Origin of the sequence: Candidatus Accumulibacter sp. ACC003 (assembly GCF_907163085.1) — a bacterium.
Lineage (GTDB): Bacteria > Pseudomonadota > Gammaproteobacteria > Burkholderiales > Rhodocyclaceae > Accumulibacter.
In genome coordinates this window covers 461,085-480,954 of sequence record NZ_CAJQTX010000005.1, presented here as the reverse complement: position 1 = coordinate 480,954, position 19,870 = coordinate 461,085, and the positions used below count along the sequence as shown (strand labels likewise).

18 protein-coding genes, 1 tRNA gene and 1 riboswitch are annotated in these 19,870 nt (G+C 64.8%); of the genes, 6 read left to right on the top strand and 13 right to left on the bottom strand.

What is annotated here, in order from left to right; all coding sequences use genetic code 11:
• Positions 1–8 precede the first annotated feature (8 nt).
• The 9 genes from QZ656_RS11950 to rapZ all read right to left on the bottom strand — a co-directional run bounded on the left by QZ656_RS11950 (position 9) and on the right by rapZ (position 6,175).
• A complete protein-coding gene (locus tag QZ656_RS11950; protein ID WP_291993591.1) occupies positions 9–734 on the bottom strand; it encodes a hypothetical protein in 726 nt (241 codons plus the stop codon).
• A complete protein-coding gene (locus QZ656_RS11945) occupies positions 734–1,285 on the bottom strand; it encodes a hypothetical protein (protein ID WP_291993590.1) in 552 nt (183 codons plus the stop codon). Before QZ656_RS11945 ends, QZ656_RS11950 begins: the two co-directional genes overlap by 1 nt.
• Positions 1,282–1,560: a DnaJ domain-containing protein gene (locus tag QZ656_RS11940; RefSeq protein WP_291993589.1), complete on the bottom strand. Its 279-nt coding sequence runs from the start codon at positions 1,558–1,560 to the stop codon at positions 1,282–1,284. Before QZ656_RS11940 ends, QZ656_RS11945 begins: the two co-directional genes overlap by 4 nt.
• 151 nt (positions 1,561–1,711) lie before the next feature.
• Positions 1,712–2,062, bottom strand: a complete 351-nt coding sequence (locus QZ656_RS11935; protein ID WP_291993588.1) for a TfoX/Sxy family protein — start codon at positions 2,060–2,062, stop codon at positions 1,712–1,714.
• 10 nt (positions 2,063–2,072) lie between these two features.
• Positions 2,073–2,912 carry a methylenetetrahydrofolate reductase [NAD(P)H] gene (gene metF, locus QZ656_RS11930; RefSeq protein ID WP_291993587.1) on the bottom strand — a complete coding sequence of 280 codons (840 nt, stop codon included), beginning with the start codon at positions 2,910–2,912 and terminating at the stop codon, positions 2,073–2,075.
• A gap of 7 nt (positions 2,913–2,919) precedes the next feature.
• Complete coding sequence (locus QZ656_RS11925; protein WP_291993586.1) at positions 2,920–3,276, bottom strand: phage holin family protein; 357 nt, start codon at positions 3,274–3,276, stop codon at positions 2,920–2,922.
• Positions 3,277–3,296: 20 nt separating this feature from the next.
• Positions 3,297–4,706, bottom strand: a complete 1,410-nt coding sequence (gene ahcY / locus QZ656_RS11920; protein ID WP_291993844.1) for an adenosylhomocysteinase — start codon at positions 4,704–4,706, stop codon at positions 3,297–3,299.
• Between the two features lie 104 nt (positions 4,707–4,810).
• Positions 4,811–4,883, bottom strand: a riboswitch (S-adenosyl-L-homocysteine riboswitch).
• A 33-nt stretch (positions 4,884–4,916) separates the two neighbouring features.
• Positions 4,917–5,291: a NusG domain II-containing protein gene (locus QZ656_RS11915; RefSeq protein ID WP_291993585.1), complete on the bottom strand. Its 375-nt coding sequence runs from the start codon at positions 5,289–5,291 to the stop codon at positions 4,917–4,919.
• Complete coding sequence (gene rapZ / locus QZ656_RS11910) at positions 5,291–6,175, bottom strand: RNase adapter RapZ (RefSeq protein WP_291993584.1); 885 nt, start codon at positions 6,173–6,175, stop codon at positions 5,291–5,293. The genes QZ656_RS11915 and rapZ overlap by 1 nt, the downstream gene beginning before the upstream one ends.
• Positions 6,176–6,261: 86 nt before the next feature.
• On the opposite strand from rapZ, the gene QZ656_RS11905 reads away from it, so the two are divergent.
• Both QZ656_RS11905 and QZ656_RS11900 read left to right on the top strand, forming a co-directional pair.
• A complete protein-coding gene (locus QZ656_RS11905) occupies positions 6,262–7,452 on the top strand; it encodes a M20 aminoacylase family protein (RefSeq protein WP_291993583.1) in 1,191 nt (396 codons plus the stop codon).
• Positions 7,453–7,573: 121 nt separating this feature from the next.
• A tRNA-Thr gene (locus QZ656_RS11900) sits at positions 7,574–7,647 on the top strand.
• Between the two features lie 351 nt (positions 7,648–7,998).
• Here the strand turns inward: QZ656_RS11900 and QZ656_RS11895 are convergent.
• The 3 genes from QZ656_RS11895 to QZ656_RS11885 form a co-directional block, all read right to left on the bottom strand.
• Entirely contained in the window at positions 7,999–9,096 is a 1,098-nt protein-coding gene (locus QZ656_RS11895; protein ID WP_291993843.1) for an ISAs1 family transposase, read from the bottom strand.
• 143 nt (positions 9,097–9,239) lie between these two features.
• Positions 9,240–10,451, bottom strand: a complete 1,212-nt coding sequence (locus QZ656_RS11890; protein ID WP_291993582.1) for a type II toxin-antitoxin system HipA family toxin — start codon at positions 10,449–10,451, stop codon at positions 9,240–9,242.
• The gene (locus QZ656_RS11885; protein ID WP_291993581.1) at positions 10,452–12,134 is read right to left on the bottom strand and encodes a DUF262 domain-containing protein; all 1,683 of its coding nucleotides are present in this window, start codon (positions 12,132–12,134) and stop codon (positions 10,452–10,454) included.
• Between the two features lie 395 nt (positions 12,135–12,529).
• Here QZ656_RS11885 and QZ656_RS11880 point away from each other — a divergent pair, with 395 nt between their 5' ends.
• Positions 12,530–13,165, top strand: coding sequence for a TRIC cation channel family protein (locus tag QZ656_RS11880; protein WP_291993580.1), 636 nt, complete (start codon positions 12,530–12,532; stop codon positions 13,163–13,165).
• Between the two features lie 63 nt (positions 13,166–13,228).
• Here the strand turns inward: QZ656_RS11880 and QZ656_RS11875 are convergent, their stop codons facing one another.
• Entirely contained in the window at positions 13,229–15,319 is a 2,091-nt protein-coding gene (locus QZ656_RS11875) for a molybdopterin oxidoreductase family protein (RefSeq protein WP_291993579.1), read from the bottom strand.
• A gap of 200 nt (positions 15,320–15,519) precedes the next feature.
• On the opposite strand from QZ656_RS11875, the gene QZ656_RS11870 reads away from it, so the two are divergent.
• The 3 genes from QZ656_RS11870 to QZ656_RS11860 all read left to right on the top strand — a co-directional run bounded on the left by QZ656_RS11870 (position 15,520) and on the right by QZ656_RS11860 (position 19,655).
• Positions 15,520–16,791, top strand: a complete 1,272-nt coding sequence (locus tag QZ656_RS11870) for a ChaN family lipoprotein (RefSeq protein ID WP_291993578.1) — start codon at positions 15,520–15,522, stop codon at positions 16,789–16,791.
• On the top strand, positions 16,788–18,905 hold the full coding sequence (locus QZ656_RS11865; RefSeq protein ID WP_291993577.1) for a M1 family aminopeptidase: 2,118 nt from the start codon (positions 16,788–16,790) through the stop codon (positions 18,903–18,905). Before QZ656_RS11870 ends, QZ656_RS11865 begins: the two co-directional genes overlap by 4 nt.
• A 108-nt stretch (positions 18,906–19,013) precedes the next feature.
• Positions 19,014–19,655: a hypothetical protein gene (locus tag QZ656_RS11860; protein WP_291993576.1), complete on the top strand. Its 642-nt coding sequence runs from the start codon at positions 19,014–19,016 to the stop codon at positions 19,653–19,655.
• Positions 19,656–19,870 lie beyond the last annotated feature (215 nt).

The window sequence follows — 19,870 nt, the reverse complement described above, 5'->3', positions numbered from 1 at the left end:
TCGACGATCTACAGCGCCGACTCTTCTTCGGGCTCACCCGGCGGTCGGCGCTGCTCGTTGGCGCGAACAGGCGTTTCTTCCTCGTCGGGTTCCGCCGCCCGGGCGCGTGCCCGCAAGATCATCAGGACGTCACGGAAGATCTCCGGATGCTCATAGCGCAGCGTCCAGGTCATTTGCATCCAGTCCTGATCGCTGACCTCGCTTTGGCTGAGGAAGGGGCGATTGGCGTCGGGGTCGGCGAGCTCATCGAGCCGCTCGTCGTCGCTCAACTCGGCGGCGGCTTCGTCGCCGTCGTCGAAATAGCCAAAAGTCCCGGTCCGGAAGAAATGCTCGACGATTTCGGCGCGTTCGCTGAGGTAATCGGCGAGCGTTTCGCAACCGCCGTCGACGGCACCGATGGCCTCGATAAACTCGCCGGGGTCGCTATCGGCGCGGAAGACGACCGCGTTGATCGTCGCCTGCAGACGCTCGTGACTGGCGTCGCCGTAGCGCCGCTCGAGGATGATCGCCCGGGCGAACTGCGTCGGCGAGACCAGCAGGCCGACCACCGACTCCTTCGACGAATCGAAGTCACGGAGGATCGCCAGCAGGTCTTTGGCCGCGAAATCTTCAAGGGCGACGACCAGAGCGCCGTCGCCGTCGCTCTCGACCAGCGAGGTCAACGCGGCTTCGGCGCCAACGATGTCGCCAAGGCTGATCAGTTTCTCTGCTTTCACGAGGACCGAACGGCTCATCAGTTATCTCCGGAATTACGGTCTTTGCGGTCAAAACCCTGCTCGGCGAGCCAGTCGGCGCCGGCTTCTTCGAGATCGACGTCGTCGCCGTCAACATCGGCGTCGAAATCTTCATCGCCGTGGTCGTCGCGCTGCCGCCGCTCGCCGCTTTCCGGCGACGCGCCGGCACGGCCGTGCAGGTACTCCAGACAAGCGGTAACGACCAGGAAGCGTTCGCCGTTGGCGTCCGTGAGAACCACCTTGGCCAACTCGGCGGCCCACGGTTCCAGGTGCACCGATTCGAGTACCGTCGCCCACTCCGGCAGATCTTCGGGATCCTGCGCGAGCAGGTCGATCATTACTTCCGGCCGGGCAAATTGCATGCCGCCGTGGAAGGCGACGGCAACCATTTCCGGATTGCACTCGATCATCACCAGCAGTTCGGGGACCTGGCTGCGCTTCAGCCGCAGTCGTTTCGCCAGGACATCTTTTCCGGCGGAGTCGGTCATCAGGTCATCGAGCTCGGCCGCATAAGCGGAGTCGAGCTCTTCAAAGAACGGCGACAGCCTCAAGGCAATACTCCTTCCAGATAGGTTTTCCAGATCTCGCGCGCTGTTTCCAGCGGCTTGTCGAGCAGGTTGCGGCGTCGATTCTCGTCGTAATCGTGTCGTCTATTGACGTCGGCGAGCGTTTCATACGCTTCCTGAATGTCGCGGAAGCGGTCGGCGGCGTCGACCGCCGCGTTGCGGTCAGGGTGCAGCTGCGCGGCTTTCCGGCGATACGCCTGCTTCAGCTCGGCGCCGGAAATATCGCTGGCCACGCCCAGCACGGCGTAGTAGTCCTTCATGCGTCCTCGTCGGGTGATTGCCGCTGACTCTCGCCGCTGCCGCGGCGCGAGCGGCCGTGACCGGAAACGGCGCAATTCTAGCCCGGCCGGAGGGTGAATGGGGAGTCCCCGCACAAGGACCCGCTCACCACTTTCCGCCCGGCCGGATCAGTTACTTCTTTTTCTGCGGAGCGCGCGCCGCCGCGGCCAGCGCGGCGCGCGCCCAGGGCAGCATCTCCTGCGCGCTTTCCATCGCCTCCTCGGGTACCGTCCAGTAGTTCATGGTCTCGTTGCGACCATCCTTGTAGCTGATGCGCAGCGGCTCGCCGCCAACGGCTTCGAAGGTTGCCGCGCTCTGGGCGTCGGCTTTGAGGTAGAGGACGTCTTTGGCGACGATCGCAAAGAAGACGTCGTCGCAGTAAATTCCCCAGCCGCCGAACATCGCCCTGACGCGCAAGGCGCCCAGCGACGCAAAAAGTTCGAGGGCGTAGCGCACGATTACCGGTAGCTCGCGTTCAGCCATGTCATTGAGCCTATGAAAGTCGGAGACGCTGCCATATGGTGCTGGTCAACGCGTCCTGGTTGAGAGTGTAGAAGTGCAGGCCCGGCGCGCCGCCGGCCAGCAGCTTTTCGCATAGCGCGGTCACCACGTCGAGACCGAAAGCGCGGATCGACGCACTGTCGTCGCCGTAGCCTTCCAGCCTCTTGCGCATCCAGCGCGGTATTTCGGCGCCGCAGTTGTCCGAGAAGCGCGCCAGGCTGCTGTAGCTGCCGATCGGCATGATCCCCGGCACGATCGGCACGTCGATGCCGATTGCCTGGCACTGATCGACGAAGTGTGCGTAGGCGTCGAAGTTGTAGAAATACTGGGTGATCGCCGAATTGGCGCCGGCGTCGAGCTTGCGTTTGAGCGCCAGCAGATCGTCGTGCGTGCTCTTCGCTTGCGGGTGGTATTCGGGGTAGGCGGCGACCTCGATGTTGAACCAGTCGCCGGTCTCGGCACGGATGAACTCGACCAGCTCGTTGGCGTAGCGGAAGGTGCCGGCTCTGGCCATCCCCGACGGCAGGTCACCACGCAAGGCGACGAGGTGCCGGATGTCGTGCGCACGATACTGTTCGAGGATGCTGCGAATGCTCTCGCGCGTCGATCCGATGCACGACAGGTGTGGCGCCGCCTGGTGGCCCTCGCGCTGGATTTCGAGCACCGTTTCGAGCGTACGGTCACGCGTCGAACCGCCAGCGCCAAAGGTCACCGAAAAGAACTTGGGCTTGAGCAGCGCCATGCGCGCGCGCGCGGCGCGCAGCTTGGCCGCACCCTCGGGCGTCTGCGGTGGAAACAGCTCCAGGCTGAAGCTGGGATTGTGGTGGGTCATGAGGGGACTATTTCTGGCCTTTGCGTTCGGCCAACAGTGAGGAAAGTAGCGACGAGAAAACGCTGTACAGAATGGCGCCAAAGACCCCTGGCCAGAAGCCGCTGACGACGAAACCCTCGAGCAGCGAACCCGCCAGCCAGAACATCAGGCCATTCAGGACGAAGAGAAAGAGTCCCAGCGTCAGCAGCGTGACCGGCAGGGTCAGCAGCAGCAACACGGGTCGCAAGACGGCGTTCACCAGCCCCAACAGCAGCGCCGCGACCATTGCCGCGCTGAATGACGCGACCGCTATCGAGGCCGGCATCAGGTAGGCGACGGCGAGCAGCGCGCAGGCGTTGAGTAGCCAGAGAACAATCAGCCGCATCACGACCCCCGGTCACGGCATCAGTAGCGATAGTGCTCGGGCTTGTACGGGCCCTCTTTCGGGACGCCGATGTAAGCCGCTTGCGCGTCAGAGAGTTCGCTGAGCTGCGAGTTGAGCTTCTTGAGCTGCAGACGGGCGACCTTCTCGTCGAGATGTTTGGGCAGCGTATAGACGCCGATCGGGTAATCGACGGTGCGCGTGAACAATTCGATCTGGGCGATGGTCTGGTTGGCGAACGACGAACTCATCACGTACGACGGGTGCCCGGTGCCGCAACCCAGGTTGACCAGGCGACCCTTGGCCAGCAGGATGATCCGCTTGCCGTCGGGGAAGATCACGTGATCGACCTGCGGCTTGATCTCTTCCCAGGCGTAGCCCTCGACCGAGGCGACGTCGATTTCGTTGTCGAAGTGCCCGATGTTGCAGACGATCGCCTGATCCTTCATCTTCGCCATGTGGTCATGGTCGATGACGTGGTAGTTGCCGGTGCAGGTGACGAAAATGTCAGCTTTGTCGGCCGCGTACTCCATGGTCACGACGCGGTAGCCTTCCATCGCCGCCTGCAGCGCGCAGATCGGATCGACCTCGGTGACCCAGACCTGTGCCGAGAGCGCACGCATCGCTTGCGCCGACCCCTTGCCGACGTCGCCGTAACCGGCGATCAAGGCGACCTTGCCGGCGATCATCACGTCGGTGGCGCGCTTGATACCGTCGACCAGCGACTCGCGGCAGCCATAGAGGTTGTCGAACTTGGACTTGGTGACCGAGTCGTTGACGTTGATCGCCGGGAACTTGAGCTCGCCTCTGGCGTGCATCTGATAGAGGCGATGGACGCCGGTCGTCGTTTCTTCGGTGACGCCCTTGACCGCCGCCAGCCGCACCGAGTACCAGCCGGGATCGCTGGCCAGCTTGGCCTTGATCGCCGCGAACAGCAGCGTTTCCTCTTCCGACGTCGGCTTGGCGAGCACCGAGGGATCGCTTTCGGCTTTGGCGCCAAGGTGCAGGAGCAGCGTCGCGTCACCGCCATCGTCTAGGATCATGTTGCTGTAGCCGCCGTCGGGCCAGTCGAAAATGCGGTGCGTGTAATCCCAGTACGCGGCCAGCGACTCGCCCTTGACGGCGAAAACCGGCGTTCCCGACGCGGCGATCGCCGCGGCTGCGTGGTCCTGCGTCGAGAAGATGTTGCACGACGCCCAGCGTACGTCGGCACCGAGCGCGGTCAGCGTCTCGATCAACACGGCGGTCTGGATGGTCATGTGCAGTGAGCCGGTGATGCGCGCTCCCTGCAGTGGCTTGCTGGCGGCGAATTCGTCGCGAATCGCCAGCAGCCCGGGCATTTCGGTTTCGGCGATGCGAATTTCCTTGCGGCCCCAGTCGGCGAGGGCAAGGTCGGCAACGACGTAATCTTGAGTTTGGTGGCTAGTATCCAGCACGGTAGGCTCCTTCAGAACTTTGGCCAGGACGGGAAGCCGTGTGCGCCTGCTGAAGGACTTCAGCCTGGGCCCACCCATCTTCCCATGCCTGGCATGGGTTGGTTGGATGAGCGCCGTTTGATGAATCCGAGCCTGAAACTGTCGATCGACAGCCCTGCAGCGCCCCTCGGATTGAGCGGCGATTATACCCTGACTCCGGCGATCGCCTCAATACGCCAGCGAGTCGTAGGTGCTCCTGCTCCCGCGGACCTCGACGCTGACCTGGTTGGGAGCGCAGATGGCGATTTCGCCGGGACGTGCCAGCCAACCCTGGCGGACGCAGTATTGGCGAGGACCCGGATCGGATGCGACGCGGACGCGACCTTTGTCCACCACCACCGTCGTCGCGCCAAGCGGACCGGGAACTTCGAGCCGGCGATTGCGCGACAGGTCGAGTTCGGCGAACAACTCGCCGCCACGACGGACCAGGGCTTTTTCTGCCACACCCGCCTGCCAGGCCAGCGGCACGGCCAGCGCACAGAGCAGCACGCCCAGCGCCACCAGCAGCCAATCGCCGGGCTTGAGCAGCCCGAGCCAGCGCATTACGCGCTGCCGATGGCAACCATCGCCGGTGGCGGCAACTCCCGGTGCCGCACCAGCACGCGTGCGCAACTACGAAACTCGCGCCCCAGGCGCTCGGCAAGGTAGACCGAGCGATGCTGGCCACCCGTGCAACCAATCCCGACGGTCAGGTAATTGCGGCTGTCGCGGACGTACGCCGGCAACCACGCATGCACGAAGCCGGCAATGTCGGCGCGCATGCGCAGCACTTCGGGTTCGGCCTCGAGAAAGGCGATGACCTGCGCGTCGAGACCGGTCAGCAAGCGCAGGCTCAGTTCATAGTAGGGATTGGGGAGACAACGGACGTCGAAAACCAGGTCGGCGTCGAGGGGGATGCCGTTTTTGAAACCGAAGGATTCAAAGAGCAGCGTCAAGCCGCCCTGCCCGGAATCGGCAAAAGCATCGGTGGCGACAAACTGCCGGACCCATTCGCGCAAAGCGCCGGGCTTGAGCGCGGTGGTATCCATGTGGTGACCGAGTGCGGCCAGGCCAGCCAGGTGAACGCGCTCTTCGCTGATCGCTTCGGTCAGCGTCAGGCGAGCACTGGCCAGCGGATGTCGGCGGCGCGTTTCGGAGTAGCGCTTGATCAGCGTGTCATCCTGCGCGTCGAGAAACAGAATCTGCAGTTCGACGCCGCTGTCGCGCAGCGCGTCGAGTTGCGGCGGCAGCGTCGTCAGGCTGTCGCCACTGCGACTGTCGATCACCACGCCGACCTGGTGGTGACCCTGCTGATCGAGTTGCCCGACAAGCTGCTGCAACAACGGTGACGGCAGGTTGTCGACGCAATAGTAATCGGCGTCCTCAAGCACTTTGAGGGCGATCGATTTCCCGGAGCCGGAGAGGCCGCTGATGATAACGAGGTGCATGCGGGCAAGAATAACGGATGCCTGCCTCCACGAGCAAGTCACTCTGGCATACACTGAACACCCCAAGTTTTCAGAGCAAGCCCATCATGGTTCCTTTGAAGCTCCCTTTTCTCGCCGACCTTGCCGCCATCCGGCGCGACATTCACGCCCACCCCGAGCTCGCCTTCAATGAACGGCGAACCGCCGATCTGGTCGCCCGCGAACTCAGCGACTGCGGCCTGCAGGTGCATCGTGGCCTGGCCCGGACGGGCGTCGTCGCGACCCTGCGCAAGGGCAAGGGTGCGCGGGCGATCGGGCTGCGCGCCGACATGGATGCGCTGCCGCTGGCGGAAAAGAACGACTTCCCGCACCGCTCGACGACCGCCGGCCTGATGCACGCGTGTGGTCACGACGGCCACACGGCGATCCTGCTCGGCGCTGCGCGCTACATGGCCGAGCACCGCGATGAGCTCGATATCGACGGCAGCGTGCACTTCATCTTCCAGCCTGCCGAAGAGTCCGAGGGTGGCGCTGCGGTGATGATTGCCGATGGCCTGTTCGAAAAGTTCCCGGTCGACGCCGTCTTCGGCCTGCACAACTGGCCAGGCATCCCGGTCGGTGAAATGGCGGTGATGCCGGGGCCGGTGATGGCCGGGACCTGCGCCTTCGAGATTTTTGTACACGGCCAGGGTTGCCATGCGGCGATGCCGCATCAGGGCGTCGATACGCTGCTCGTCAGCAGCCAACTGGTGCTGGCGCTGCAGACCGTCGTCGCCCGCAACGTGCACCCCTGCGAGTCGGCGGTGGTCAGCGTCACGCAGATGCACGGCGGCGAAGCGTGGAACATCATCCCCGACGACGCCGTCCTGCGCGGCACCATCCGCTGCTTCACCGGCGAAACGCAGACGCTGGTCGAGGCCGCCGTCGAGCGGCTGTGCCGCGGCATCGGCAGCGCTTTCGGCGCCCAGATCTCGGTGCGTTTCGATCATCGCTATCCGCCGACGGTCAACAGCGCCGCCGAAACCGAAGTCTGTCGCGGCGTCGTCCGCCAGCTGCTCGGCGCCGACAAGCTGCGCGACCAGGAACTGCCGTCGATGGGCGCCGAGGATTTCGCGTACATGCTTGGCGAAAAACCGGGCTGCTACGTCTGGCTGGGCAATGGTCCCGGCAGCGGCGGCTGCACGCTGCACAACCCGCACTACGACTTCAACGACGAGATTCTGCCGATCGGCGTCAGCTACTGGGTCAGGCTCGCCGAAACCATTCTCGGCGCCGGCTCGGCAAACGCCCCAGCCTGAGGCGAGCAACAGCCCGCGTCCGTCTCGAGGATGCCCCCGGAACGGCGCCCCGGTTCGCCGCGCGAGTCCACCGCGGCGCCGCGCTTGGGCTATAATCGCCGCCTGCAGCGCCGCCGTCCCCGCCCCCGTAGCATGAAGGTCGTGCAGTTGATTTGTAATCATCAGGTGTTGGTTCGATTCCGACCGGGGGCACCAACCGGCACTCCAAGGTAGTCCGCAGCAGTCCATAGAACCCGCCCAAGTGCGGGTTTTTTATTGCTTTTTTGTCCATTGCCGGGAAACTTGATCGCATTGCATCCGGATTCCAGCAGGGGTAACTGCCCGTGCTGCTGGGGTAACTTTCAGGCGCGTAAGCGAATTCAGATCATGGTGCCCGCCATGCCACTGACCGATACCACCGCACGCAACGCCAAGCCCGTCACCCTCAACTGACGTGAGCTGGTGAAAGCCACGGCATCTGTCACGAAGGTGAATTGCGCTTCCGAGCCAGGTATTACGCGCCAGTGGAAAACAAGGGCACGTGTGCAGGGCCTCCGCACTCGGCTGTCATAGCGGTGTGAGGCCCAGCATCGTCATCCGGACATCGTCATCCCAAGCAGCTCCTTTGCGCTTCAAGCGTAAGCTGGCTTTAGTCTTGTCGGTCGTATCCAGACGAATCAGGTTGAGAACGATTTTCTTCAAGAGGGAGAGGTTCTGTGGGGCGTTGTCCTTGCGTACAGTGCTGGCATCTTCACGAAAGCTGACGTCGAGCACCCAGTGAAGGCGGTTTTCTACGCCCCAATGGCCTCGCACCGCGGCCGCCAGCTCTTCGGCGGTCAAGGCACGAGAACTGATGTAGTAGCGTCGCTCGAAGTTCGATTCCTTGTTGCCAACCTTGCGCAGGGAGTCGACCAGGCCGATCGTCTGGCACTTCGGCCAATCGGCCAGATCAACGAGTCCTTGCGCAGGCAAGACCGAGGCGATCTGTCCGACGATTCGACCATGGGACTTGCGGGCCTGACGGTGGCGATCAACGGCCTCGGATTGATACTGGTCGATGAACTCGGTCTCGATGGCTTCCAGCAACGTCGGCTGGTTGCCTTTGACCGCCAGCAGGTAGTCGCCGCCTTGATCCGTGATCTGCCGGGCGATAGTTTTCTGGCAGCCCATGGCGTCGATGGTGACCAGCAACCCATTGATATACAGTGCCTTGAGCAGTTCCGGGATGGCGGTGATCTCATTACTCTTGCTGGCGACCTTTTCCTGACCGAGGACAATACCCAATTCCGTAGCGAAGGCGCTGACCATGTGAATCGCGGTTTCGCCACCACTGCCGGAACCTCGCACCGTCTTGCCATCGAACGCGACGCTGCCTCGCAAGGCGCCGACCACCCCGGCCACCCAGCGGCGAAACGCGACCTCAAATTGCTTCGGGTCAAGCGCTCGGAACACCCGCAGAAACGTCTCCGTGGAGGGAACCCCGTTCTTGAGCACCAGGAATTCACGCAGCCATTTTTCCTTCCGGCGCCCCCAATAGGCGATGTCTTCGATGGTGTCACAATCCGAGAGTACCCCTGCCATGGCAATCACCAAAATCTCCTGAAAGTCATGCAGCGTTCCATTGCTGGGTCTGCGCGGGTCGTCCACTTCCCTCAAGCAGCACATCAGGCTCACTCCCGTCGTCACAGTCATTTCGGTTGTCCAAAAGACGAGAGTAGACCTGATTTCAGTAGGGTTTACAAGTGGTTGTCATAAGCTCGTGAATTTTAACGATTTTCCGCTGATCGAGTATGACAATAAACACTATGCTATCCGAGTGCGGAGGCCCTGGGCACGTGTGCCAGGTGATGCGCAATCCGGTCGAGTGCTTGCGTGCTGTAACCCAGGTCGCGGCGTGAGGCGTGCCAGGCGGTGATGATTTCGTCGCTGGCCTGCTCGATACGATCTGCCATCCGCCTCTCGTCTTCGCCAATCTTCCGCGCGAGACGCAGAAAGGATTCGCGAGTGACGTCCTGCCAGCGCTTTGAGCGCGCGAGGTTAAGCGCCAGCTGGTCGTCGGCTTGGTACTGAATGGTCGAAACGAAGTCGTAAGCGGGTGAAAGTCTGGCGTTGACGCCGTCAGGGTAGATCAGGCTCCAGTTCTTCAGGTGAGCATCACCGTTACCGGAAGCGACGACGAAAAGCAGCCGCCGGATGAATTGGTCCAGCTCGGATTCTCCGGCGAGCTTGTAGACCAGGTTGGCCAGCGTTTCATAGTTGTGCTTGTCGTATTTCTGCTCGGGGTAAAGGTCAAGAATCTGCGCGAAGTCCTCGATGTGAACGCGCTTGCCCGCTGATGGGCGGTCGAAGCGGCGGACAGCCAGAGCCGTTTGCCCTGCGCCGACTGTACTGGCTTCGGCTGGCAGGCCGGAAATCTCCGCCAGCGGAATCAACCGGATTTCCGGAATCGTGATACCGCTGGCCTCTGCCCAGCGCATCGTTGCATACTCGTTCTCGGATACATTGGGAAAATGGCTGCCCGGCAACTTGACGATCCAGTCGCCACCGGTTCCGCTGACCGGGATGGTCATTCCGCGTCCTTCGCGAAGCGCCGAAAACTTGAGTTGCACTCCCGCCAGCGAGAAATGCCAGTCGCCCTCGCCCGAGTGCTCGTCGGTTCCCGGCAGGGCTGTTCCGGCGGGTTCCGCGCTCGCCTCGTCGGCGACGATGCGCACGGCGCCGGGCAAGTCCTCTCCCAGGTGATGGAGGAGGAAGAACTCGCGAGAGACCGCAACCCCGGCCTGGCGGGCAATCAAATCACGCAGGGCGCCTTCTGGCAGCAGGTTGGAAAACCACGGCGGCGTGCGCTGCCGCGAGGAATGCACGTGGTCCGGATCGTCGAGAAACTGCTGTCCGAGGATCGGCCGCGGATAAGCGTTCTTGTACGACTCGAGCAACCTGAACTCGCAACGCTCGTTGTGCGTCAGGTTCAGTTGACCGACCGGGGTGCCGTTGAGCCATACGCCAAGATGATGTTCCATTCAGAGCGCCTCGTCGTCGATTATCAGCGACGCGATGCTCGGCCGATCGGGCTCGTCCCAGCGGCCATGGCGGTCGAAGAAAGCCCGTACCAGCGGCTGCAGCCACTCGGCGCGCTGCTTCAGGAAAGCGACGCTATCGCCGTCGTCGAGGAGCTGTCGCGCTGCTTCGCTGATGCCGTGCGACAGCAGCAGGCGCGAATCGGTGGTGCTAGTCAGCAAGCGCCGTACCCCCCCTTTGTGCGGCGGATGGAAGAGTCGGTTGGCCGCCGACTGCAGGTACGGTTCATTTTCGCCGCGACGCAGCGAAAAAATCTGCAGCAACGGTGACGAGTCGTGAACCGACGGTAGCAGACGCATAAGTTGCCCTGCCGCCAGCCGGTCACCTGTCAACAGGTTGCGTGGTTCGAGGCTGAGCAGGGCAAGGGCCAAGAGCTTGCTGGCCGCGAAACGAAAATTGAAGCGATCGGCGACATCGGGCAGCAGCGATGGCCTTTCCTTGACCATCTCCAGCATGCCATCCACTGATCGTTCCTCGCTCTCCGGGAGAATGCGGGCCAGGACCTTGCGCGTCGATACCGTGTCGCCCTGATGAGCACCGTTGAGCGCGCCGCGCCAGATCCAGCGTGCCAGCAACTCTCGCGATCGAGGCGACGGGTGGGGATGGAGTTGGAAGAACCTGCCCAGGGTGACGAACGCCTGCTTGTAAGGCAGCAGCTCGTAATGCGGGATACCGGCATCGTTCTTGAGGAACAGGACGATCTGGCTGGCGGTGGCAGCCGTCTTCCGGTAAGCCTCCTCGGCTTCGGTGTCAGCCAGGCGTGGCGGTTCGCTGCGCGCGCTTTCGACGACGGGCAAGCCGAGCAGAACGCGCAGCAGCCGGTGAAGAATTCTTTCTTCGATTCGCCCGAACTCGAGCTTCTCCAGGTCGGACGAAATCTCGGCGATCGTCGATGGCTGACTCGGAAAGCGCGAGCCATTGAGGGCGTCGAATACATCGGAATCGTCGAGCGACTTGCCGGCCGAATTGATCCGCTTGAAGATGTCGCGCAGGGTGGTTTGGTCGTCACTGCGAACAATGTAGGCGGGGATCTCATATTCGCGCAGGCGCCGCCCCAACTGGATTGCCGTGTCACGCCTTGGCCGACTGCTGGGCTCGGCGGCGTGCTCGAACAGCCATTGCATCAGCTGTTCCGAATCGAGCACGACGGTCATTGGCAGCCAGCGCGAGGGGTCGACAAGACGCTTGCCGATAACCGGCGGAATAACGAAGTCGGCTGCGTCGAGGTCGAAGTAAAGAGCAAACGCATCCTCCTCCGGGTCGGCAGCGAGCAATATCCGGGCGAGCGAGACGATTCGTTGCTGACCATCGACCACCCACAGCGCATTGTCCATCTCGGGAGCGGGCAGGGTGAGCGATCCGATACGACCTTCGCCCGCCGGCGCGGCTGTTTCCCAGAGCAGCAGCGTCCCTACCGGGTAACCCCGATAAAGGCTGTCCAGCAGCAGCTTGGCATTCATGCGGTCCCACTTGAGGGCGCGCTGGAAGCTCGGGATGCGAACCCGACCGCGGGCGACCACGTCGAGCAGGTCCTGGACGCTGAAGGTCCGCGCCTCCGGGCGTCTGTCGAGTAGCGTGCTGGCGGTGCGCTTGGCGGCGGTCGTCATCGAGGTCGTGGTTGGCATGTGCGGGCGATTGTTTCACATGGCCCGCGTTGTTGCACGTCGTCGGTCCTGGAGAAAGGCGGCAGGCGCCGGACGCTGGCCGCTAGCCGCGGGCTGGCGGCGGCCGAGCTTGCAGCCACACGTCGATGCGCCGGCCAGCACGACAGCAGCCGCTATGCCGCACTACGCGCACCGAGTCGACCCGCGCTACTCAAGCCGGCAGACGCCGATACGATGGGTCGCGTATCATCGGCAATCGGAGCGAACGCCGATCAGCCAGGCGCGGCTGAGGATTGAGCAAGCAGCCGCCGAAGCGAATGCGGTGGATCGAAGCGCTTTTTGTTGAACGGTCATCACCAATTGCGCGCTTTCATGGCGCACCGTCGGCCAGGCGCGCTACGCAATGTGGACCCCTCATGGAATCACTGAACTACTCGATCAGCATGGCCGGCACGGCGGCTTTCGCGATCACCGCCGTGCTCGCCGTGGCGCCGCGGGGAATCGACCTCTTCGGCGTCTGCGTGCTGGGCATCGTGACGGCGATCGGCGGCGGCACGCTGCGCGACGTCATCCTGAATGTTCCGGTCTTCTGGGCGGCCGACATGAACTACATCTGGGTCGCGCTGGCGGCCAGTGTCGCCGCCTTCCTGGCGCAGTCGCTATTCACGCGCAAGGAAATGTTCGCCTTGCTGCTGTATATCGACGGCCTTGCCGGCGCTCTCTTTGCGATCCAGGCGGCCGACAAGGTGTTGGCTTTGCAGTTCGGCTTGCCGCTGGCGCCAATTCTCCTGGCGATCATTACCGCGATCGGCGGCGGCCTGATCCGCGACGTCCTGGCTGGGCGCCAGAACCTCTTGATGTCACGCGAGATCTACGCCGTTCCGGTACTCTTCGGGAGCACGCTTTTCGTCGTCGCCATGGCCTACATTCCGCAGCACCGTTCGCTGGCCGGAATCAGCTGCGTTCTCGCCATCTTCGCCTTTCGTGCGGCGGCTATCCACTGGCACTGGTGCATCCCGGACTGCCTGAGCACCGGACCGAAAACGGACTGAGGACCGAGGGCTGAAAACTGACTGCGGCGACCACCCTTGGGCGGCCGAGGCCTTGGTGCAAGCTCAATCGGCGCGCGCGATCTCGACCAGGCAGTCGTAGAAGGTCGCGCCGCCACCCATGTCGGTCAGCGCCTGGCTGGTGACTTCGTTGCAGTTGCGGCCGTCGGGCGAGAGCTTGCGCCACCAGATCGACGTCGCCATGGCGACGCCGGGCCGCGGCCGGTCGCTGACCACGGCGCGCGCCTGGAATTCGCCGCGGCGATTGAAGATGCGCACCGTGACGCCGTCGACGATCGCGCGTGCGGCGGCGTCGCGCGGGTGGAGATAGACGCTCGGCGACTTCTCCTGCGCCAGGAAACGCGGCGAGTTGGCAAAGCTGCTGTTCAGGAAGTTGCGTGCCGGCGGCGTGATCAACGCCAGCGGAAACTCGGCCGCCAGCGGGCTTTGCCGCCATTCACGCGGAGCGATGAAATCGGGCAGCGCGTCGAATCCGGCGCTGGCCATGCTCTCGCTATGGAATTCGCATTTTCCGGACGGCGTCGGGAAGCCGCCCTCGGCGAACGGCGCCGCGCCGCGCGGCAGGTTCAGACGCGCGTGCCCGGCCACTTTGAGCGTCTCCCACGAGACGCCGGCAAGGCGCGGGTCGTCCCAGTCGAATGCCTGCCGGCAGAGGTCTTCATCGCTGTCGGCAAAGCAGGCGTCGTTGAAGCCCATTTGTCGCGCCAGTCGGCGAAACAGTTCGGTATTCGGCACGGCCTCGCCGAGCGGCGCGATCGCCGGCTGATTGACCTGCACGTGCAGGTGTCCGTACGACTTGTGGATGTCGAGCTGCTCCATGTGGCTGGTCGCCGGCAGCAGGATGTCGGCGTAGTCGGCGGTATCGGTCTGGAAGAGGTCATGGACGACGGTGAACAAGTCGTCGCGGGCAAAGCCGCGGACGACCTCGGCCGACTGCGGCGCGATCGCCACCGGGTTGCTGTTGTAAACCAGCAAGGACTTGATCGGCGGCTGTGCGTGCAGCAGGTCGTGACCGATGGTGCTCATGTTGATCGTCCGTGGCGTCGGCGTCGGCATCAGGTCGGGTCGTTCGAGTGCGGCGGTAGCGACCGGGTAGTTGCCCGAACTCGAGAGCAGGATGCCGCCGGCGGGATGGCGCCAGGCGCCGGTCAGCGCCGGCAGGCACGACAGCGTGCGCAGCGCCATGCCGCCGCCGGCGGTACGGTTGATGCCGTAGTTGGTGCGAATCGCCGCCGGACTGGTGCTGCCGTAGGCGTGCGCGAGCTCCTCGACCTCGCCTTCGCCGATGCCGCAGATCGCCGCGACACGCGCCGGCGGGTACTGCCAGGCGCGTTCGCTGAGCGCCTCGAAACCGAGCGTGTAGCGCGCAATGTAGTCGTGGTCGAGCAGCTCGTCGCGGATCAGCACGTGCATCAGGCCGAAGGCCAGCGCGCTGTCGGTGCCCGGCAGCAGCGCGATGTGCTGATGGCACTTGTCGGCGGTTGCCGTGCGGCAGGGGTCGATGGCGACCAGGCGCGCGCCACGCCGCCGGGCTTCCTGCGCCAGACGCCAGAAGTGCAGGTTGGAAACGACGCTGTTGCTGCCCCAGATGATGATCAGCCGCGAATCGACGACGTTCTCGACGTCAAAGCCGACGCTGCCGCCGATCGTCGCACGATAGCCCATCGTGCCGGCGCTGGCGCAGATCGTCCGGTCGAGCTGTGCGGCGCCGAGGCGGTGAAAGAACCGGCGGTCCATCGAACCGTAGCCGAGCAGGCCGGAGTTGCCGGCGTAGCTATAGGGGACGATCGCTTCGGCACCAGCGTCGGCGATGATGCTGCGCCAGCGCTCGGCGATCATCGCCAGCGCCTGTTCCCAGGAAATCCTCTCGAAACGCGCTCCCGGGCCCTTGGCACCGACGCGGCGCTGCGGGTAGAGCAGGCGGTCGGCATGATGGATGCGCTCGGGGTAGAAAGCGACCTTGGTGCATAGCGCGCCGGCGGTCGGCGGATGATCGCCGGCGCCGGCGACCTTGACGACGCGGCCATCGCTGACGGTGACTTCAAGCGCGCAGGTGTCGGGGCAATCGTGCGGACACGCACCGCGCACGGTATGCGTCGTCCCGATGGGGGCAGAAGTGGGCAAGGGCTGGGCCATGGCGTATTCCCGGGCGGTTTTCGATAGCCAAAATGTAGCAGTTTCACGGCGCTTCTGCTGCCGTTCGGCGCGCCACCTGGTCAACGCTTGGCGAGGCGGCCGACGCGGCGCCGGCGGCGAGCGGCTGCCGGAAGAGCCGCTTTCTGACCTATCATTCGCCTGCGGCGAACGCTTCGCCCCCCGATCTCGAGGCAAGGACCATGCCACTGAGCAAACCCTCTCGACCACGCTCGATCTTCGCCCTGCTGCTCGCAGCGACAATCAGCACTGCCCTTGGCGTGCTCGTCGCCGATAGCGTCGCTGCCGCGACAGCGACCAGCACGTCAGCAAAATCACCAACGCCGGCGCCCGCGTGCCTGGCGCCGGCGAGCTGGACGGTGTTGGCCGGTCGGCAGCCGCGGCTGGCGAGTAGCCAGGAGGTCGTCGCCGACGTCGTCGGCCGCGACGTCGTTCTGCTTGGCGAGCAGCATGACGACGCCGATCACCACCGCTGGCAATTGCAGGTCCTCGCCGGCCTGCACGCGCAGCGGCCGGCCATGGTCATCGGCTTCGAGATGTTTCCGCGGCGGCTGCAAGCGGTGCTCGACCGCTGGGTCGCCGGTGAGTTGAGCGTCAAGGACTTCCTCGCGCAGTCGGAGTGGGAAAAGGTCTGGAGTCAGCCGGCCGACTTGTACCTGCCGCTTTTCCACTTTGCGCGGATGAACCGGATTCCGATGCTGGCGCTGAATATCGACCAGGCTCTGACGCGCAAGATCGCCGCCGGCGGCTGGGACGCGATCCCGCTGGCCGAGCGCGAAGGCGTCGGCCAAGCGCTACCGCCGAGCGCCGCGTATCGCAAATTCCTGCGCGAGATCCACGACCAGCACACGAAAATGCGCGCCAAAGCCGGCAAGAAATCCTTTGACGACGCCGCTTTCGCCAACTTCGTCGATTCGCAGCTCGCCTGGGACCGGGCGATGGCCGAGGCACTGGCAAGCCCGCTGGCCAAGCCGCTGGCGTCGGCGGCGAGCGGCACCAGGCCGCTGGTCGTCGGCATCATCGGTAACGGCCACCTGCGCTTCGGCCACGGCGTACCACACCAGCTGCGCGACCTCGGCGTGCCATCGATCGGCGTGCTCCTGCCGATGACCGCCGGCGGCAATTGCGACGAACTGCAACCCGGACTCGCCGACGCGGTCTTCGCCGTGCCGACGATGCCACAGCCGCCGGCCGAGCCACCACGCCTTGGCGTCAGCCTCGATGAGCAGGACGGGCGGATCGTCATTGCCAGCGTCGGCAAGGGCAGCCTGGCCGAGAGCAGCGGTCTGCAGAGCGGCGACCGGATCGTCGAAGTGGCCGGCCAGCCACTGGCCGGCATGTCTTCGCTGTTGCTGGCGATCCGCCAGCAACAGCCGGGAAGCTGGTTGCCGCTGCAGATCGAACGCGCCGGGCAAAAAATCGAAGTGCTCGTCAAGTTCCCGGCGAAGCGATGAACGCACGCGGCTCGGCACCACGCTGGCTGGCGCAGCTGCTGGTGCTGCTGGCGTTGGCGGTGCCTGCCGTGTCGGTCGCTGTGGCTGCCGGCGCCACGGCGGCGACGTCGGATCCGACGCCGGATCTGACGCTCGAAGTCGATCTCGACCCCGCCAGCCGCCGGCTCGGCGTTGTCGCGCTCATCAACCCTGGTGAGCAGAGTTTTCGCTTTTTTCTGCACGAATCGCTGACGATCACCGCGGCCTCCGCCGACGGTCGGCCGCTGACCGTCAGCGCCGCCGGGAGCGACGGCGATTTGCGCGGCTGGCGGCTGCGTTTGCCGACGCCCAACGCGGCCCTGCGCGTCGAATACCAGGGCACACTCCCGGCGCTCGATGCGCGTCTGGACCACCGCGAGGTCCTGCGTCGCCTGCCGCCGATGGCCTCTGTCGACGGTAGCTTCCTGCCCGCTGGCGGCGCCTGGTATCCACAGCCCGGCAAACTCTTCAGCTACCGTGTCAGCGTCAGCGTGCCCGGCGATCAGCGCGCACTGGTCGCCGGCCGTTTGCTGCACGAGGAGCTCCCGACAACGCCAGGCGACCGCTACCGCGCCAGCTTCGCCTTCGCGCAGCCGGCCGACGGCATCGACCTGATGGCCGGCCCGTGGGTCGTTCGCGAGAAGATGATGGCCAGGAGCGGCGCCGAGCCGCTGCGCCTGCGCACCTACTTCACACGCGAGCTCGACGAGATCGCCGGCCTGGCCGACAACTACCTGGACGACAGCGCGGCGTATCTCGCACGCTACGCGCAGGCGATCGGCGCTTATCCGTTCAGCGGCTTCTCGGTCGTCGCCAGCCCGCTGCCGACCGGTTTCGGCATGCCGATGCTGACCTATCTGGGCGCCGAGGTACTCAAGCTGCCGTTCATTCGCGCCACCTCGCTGGGCCATGAAATCGTCCATAACTGGTGGGGCAACGGCGTGTACGTCGACTACGCGAGCGGCAACTGGGCCGAGGGCCTGACCACCTTCATGGCCGACTACGCATACCAGGAGCGCCAATCGGCGGCGGCCGCGCGCGCCATGCGCCTCGGCTGGCTGCGTGACTTCGCGGCGCTGCCGGCCGCCAGCCGGCAAACGCTGACGTCGTTTCGCAGCCGCACGCACAGCGCCGCGGCGGCAGTCGGCTACGGCAAGGCGGCGATGGTTTTCGTGATGCTGCGCGACGTGCTGGGCGCAGCGGACTTCAACAAGGGCTTGCAGACCTTCTGGCGCGAGCAACGCTTTCGCGTCGCCAGCTGGCACGACCTGCAAGGCGCTTTCGAGCAGGCCTCGGGCCGCTCGCTGAGCACTTTCTTCGAGCAGTGGCTGACGCGCGCCGACGCGCCTGCGCTGCAGATCACCGCCGCCGACGCCAGGGCCGTCGACGGCGGCTACGCTTTGGACGTCACCGTCGCGCAGGGCACGCCGCCCTACGCGCTGCGGCTGCCGATCGAGCTGCGCCAGGGCGAGCGCGGCGAAGAGCACGCGCTGGCGCTCGACAAGTCGCGCCAGATGCTCAGGGTGAACACCGGCAGCCTGCCGCAGTCGGCTCTCCTCGACCCCGAACTGCGCCTGTGGCGATTGCTCGACGCCAGCCAATTGCCGCCGATCCTGCGCCAATGGATAGTCGCTCGCCAACCGCGGCTGCTGCACGCGTCGGCCAATCCCGAGGTCCGCCAGGCGGCGACAGCGCTGGCCGGCAGGCTTTTCGAAGTTGCGCCGCGGCAGCTTTCGCTGGCCGATCTCCGCGGCGCAACGACGCCGGTCTTGCTGATCGGCGTGCATGCCGACGTCGACGCCGCTCTGGCGGCGGCGCGGTTGCCGCCACGAGCAGCCGATCCCGGCCGGCGCGGCAGCGCGCAGGTATGGACCATTGCCGAGCAGCCAGGGGCGCCGCCGCTGGCGGTCGTCTCGGCAAGCGACGCTGCCGCCTTGCGGGCACTGCTGCGGCCGCTGCCGCACTACGGCAGCCAGAGCTGGCTGGTTTTCGACGGCAGCCGGGCGCTCGAACGCGGCGTCTGGCCGCTCGTCGAACAGCACGTTCCGGTCAAGCTCTCGCCAGCCAACGCGGCAAGCGGCCAGGCCCGACGCTAAGCGGCCACGCCGAGCGCGTGTGGTCCGTTGTTTTTTGGCCACAGTGACGTCACCCAAGAACGCGCGCGGCGTGCTATCTTCGCGTTTTTTCGTACTGGCGTTCGCGAAATGACTCCTCCTGCCCACGATTCCAGCGCCGTCGCGATCACTCCGGTGCGCGCCCTTCCCGCCAGTCAAACCAGCGCGCGCCGGCGCCGCCTGGTGATGCCCCTTGTCGGCCGCGTCCTCGGCGCGCTGGCGCTGGCGACGCTGGCCGTTCCCGCGGCGATCGCGCAGGGCGCTGCCGCGTCGACCTCGGTGCCGGGCTGGGACGCGCCCGAACCGTGGCGCACCGACCGTTTCTATCTGCAGACCAGCGTCGCCGGAGTGCACTTTCATTCGGACTCCGAACACAACGACAATCAGCAGTTGGTCGACGTCGAATGGCGTTTGGACAAGCAATGGTTGAAAGGACAGGTACTGGTCGGCGCATCGAGTTTCCAGAACTCCTACAGCCAGGCCACCTGGTATGCCTACGGCGGCCTGCTCTGGCGGCCGGTCGAGCAGGTGCAGCCGTTCTACCTGAAGCTGACGGCCGGTGTGATTCATGGCTACCGGGGCGAGTATCAGGACAAGATCCCGTTCAACAACTCGGGTTACGCGCCGGCCATCCTGCCGACGGTGGGTTACTGCTATAAGCGCTTCTGCTCCGAAGTGGTGGTGTATGGTGCCGCCGGCATGATGCTCACCGTCGGCATGACGCTGCCCTGACCGGCGCTTCGCTGCCGGCGGCTTGCCGCGTCCTTGGGCGGCGCCGGCCAGCCGACAGCGCGAGACGCTGCAGCGACCGCTGCTAACGGTCATGACACGTGATATCACCCAAAATTATGAAAGTCATGACCATTCCCGTCTTCCCCTAGCCCTTCTCCCGCAAGGGGAGACGGGAGTTTCGTACGCGACTTTCACAGTAAACCGCCGGCCGCCAG

Coding starts and splice junctions, on each gene's coding strand:
- QZ656_RS11950 (WP_291993591.1), bottom strand. CDS start 734: ATGAGCCGTTCGGTCCTCGTGAAAGCAGAGAAACTGATCAGCCTTGGC.
- QZ656_RS11940 (WP_291993589.1), bottom strand. CDS start 1,560: ATGAAGGACTACTACGCCGTGCTGGGCGTGGCCAGCGATATTTCCGGC.
- QZ656_RS11935 (WP_291993588.1), bottom strand. CDS start 2,062: ATGGCTGAACGCGAGCTACCGGTAATCGTGCGCTACGCCCTCGAACTT.
- metF (WP_291993587.1), bottom strand. CDS start 2,912: ATGACCCACCACAATCCCAGCTTCAGCCTGGAGCTGTTTCCACCGCAG.
- QZ656_RS11925 (WP_291993586.1), bottom strand. CDS start 3,276: ATGCGGCTGATTGTTCTCTGGCTACTCAACGCCTGCGCGCTGCTCGCC.
- QZ656_RS11915 (WP_291993585.1), bottom strand. CDS start 5,291: ATGCGCTGGCTCGGGCTGCTCAAGCCCGGCGATTGGCTGCTGGTGGCG.
- rapZ (WP_291993584.1), bottom strand. CDS start 6,175: ATGCACCTCGTTATCATCAGCGGCCTCTCCGGCTCCGGGAAATCGATC.
- QZ656_RS11905 (WP_291993583.1), top strand. CDS start 6,262: ATGGTTCCTTTGAAGCTCCCTTTTCTCGCCGACCTTGCCGCCATCCGG.
- QZ656_RS11895 (WP_291993843.1), bottom strand. CDS start 9,096: ATGTGCTGCTTGAGGGAAGTGGACGACCCGCGCAGACCCAGCAATGGA.
- QZ656_RS11890 (WP_291993582.1), bottom strand. CDS start 10,451: ATGGAACATCATCTTGGCGTATGGCTCAACGGCACCCCGGTCGGTCAA.
- QZ656_RS11885 (WP_291993581.1), bottom strand. CDS start 12,134: ATGCCAACCACGACCTCGATGACGACCGCCGCCAAGCGCACCGCCAGC.
- QZ656_RS11880 (WP_291993580.1), top strand. CDS start 12,530: ATGGAATCACTGAACTACTCGATCAGCATGGCCGGCACGGCGGCTTTC.
- QZ656_RS11875 (WP_291993579.1), bottom strand. CDS start 15,319: ATGGCCCAGCCCTTGCCCACTTCTGCCCCCATCGGGACGACGCATACC.
- QZ656_RS11870 (WP_291993578.1), top strand. CDS start 15,520: ATGCCACTGAGCAAACCCTCTCGACCACGCTCGATCTTCGCCCTGCTG.
- QZ656_RS11865 (WP_291993577.1), top strand. CDS start 16,788: ATGAACGCACGCGGCTCGGCACCACGCTGGCTGGCGCAGCTGCTGGTG.
- QZ656_RS11860 (WP_291993576.1), top strand. CDS start 19,014: ATGACTCCTCCTGCCCACGATTCCAGCGCCGTCGCGATCACTCCGGTG.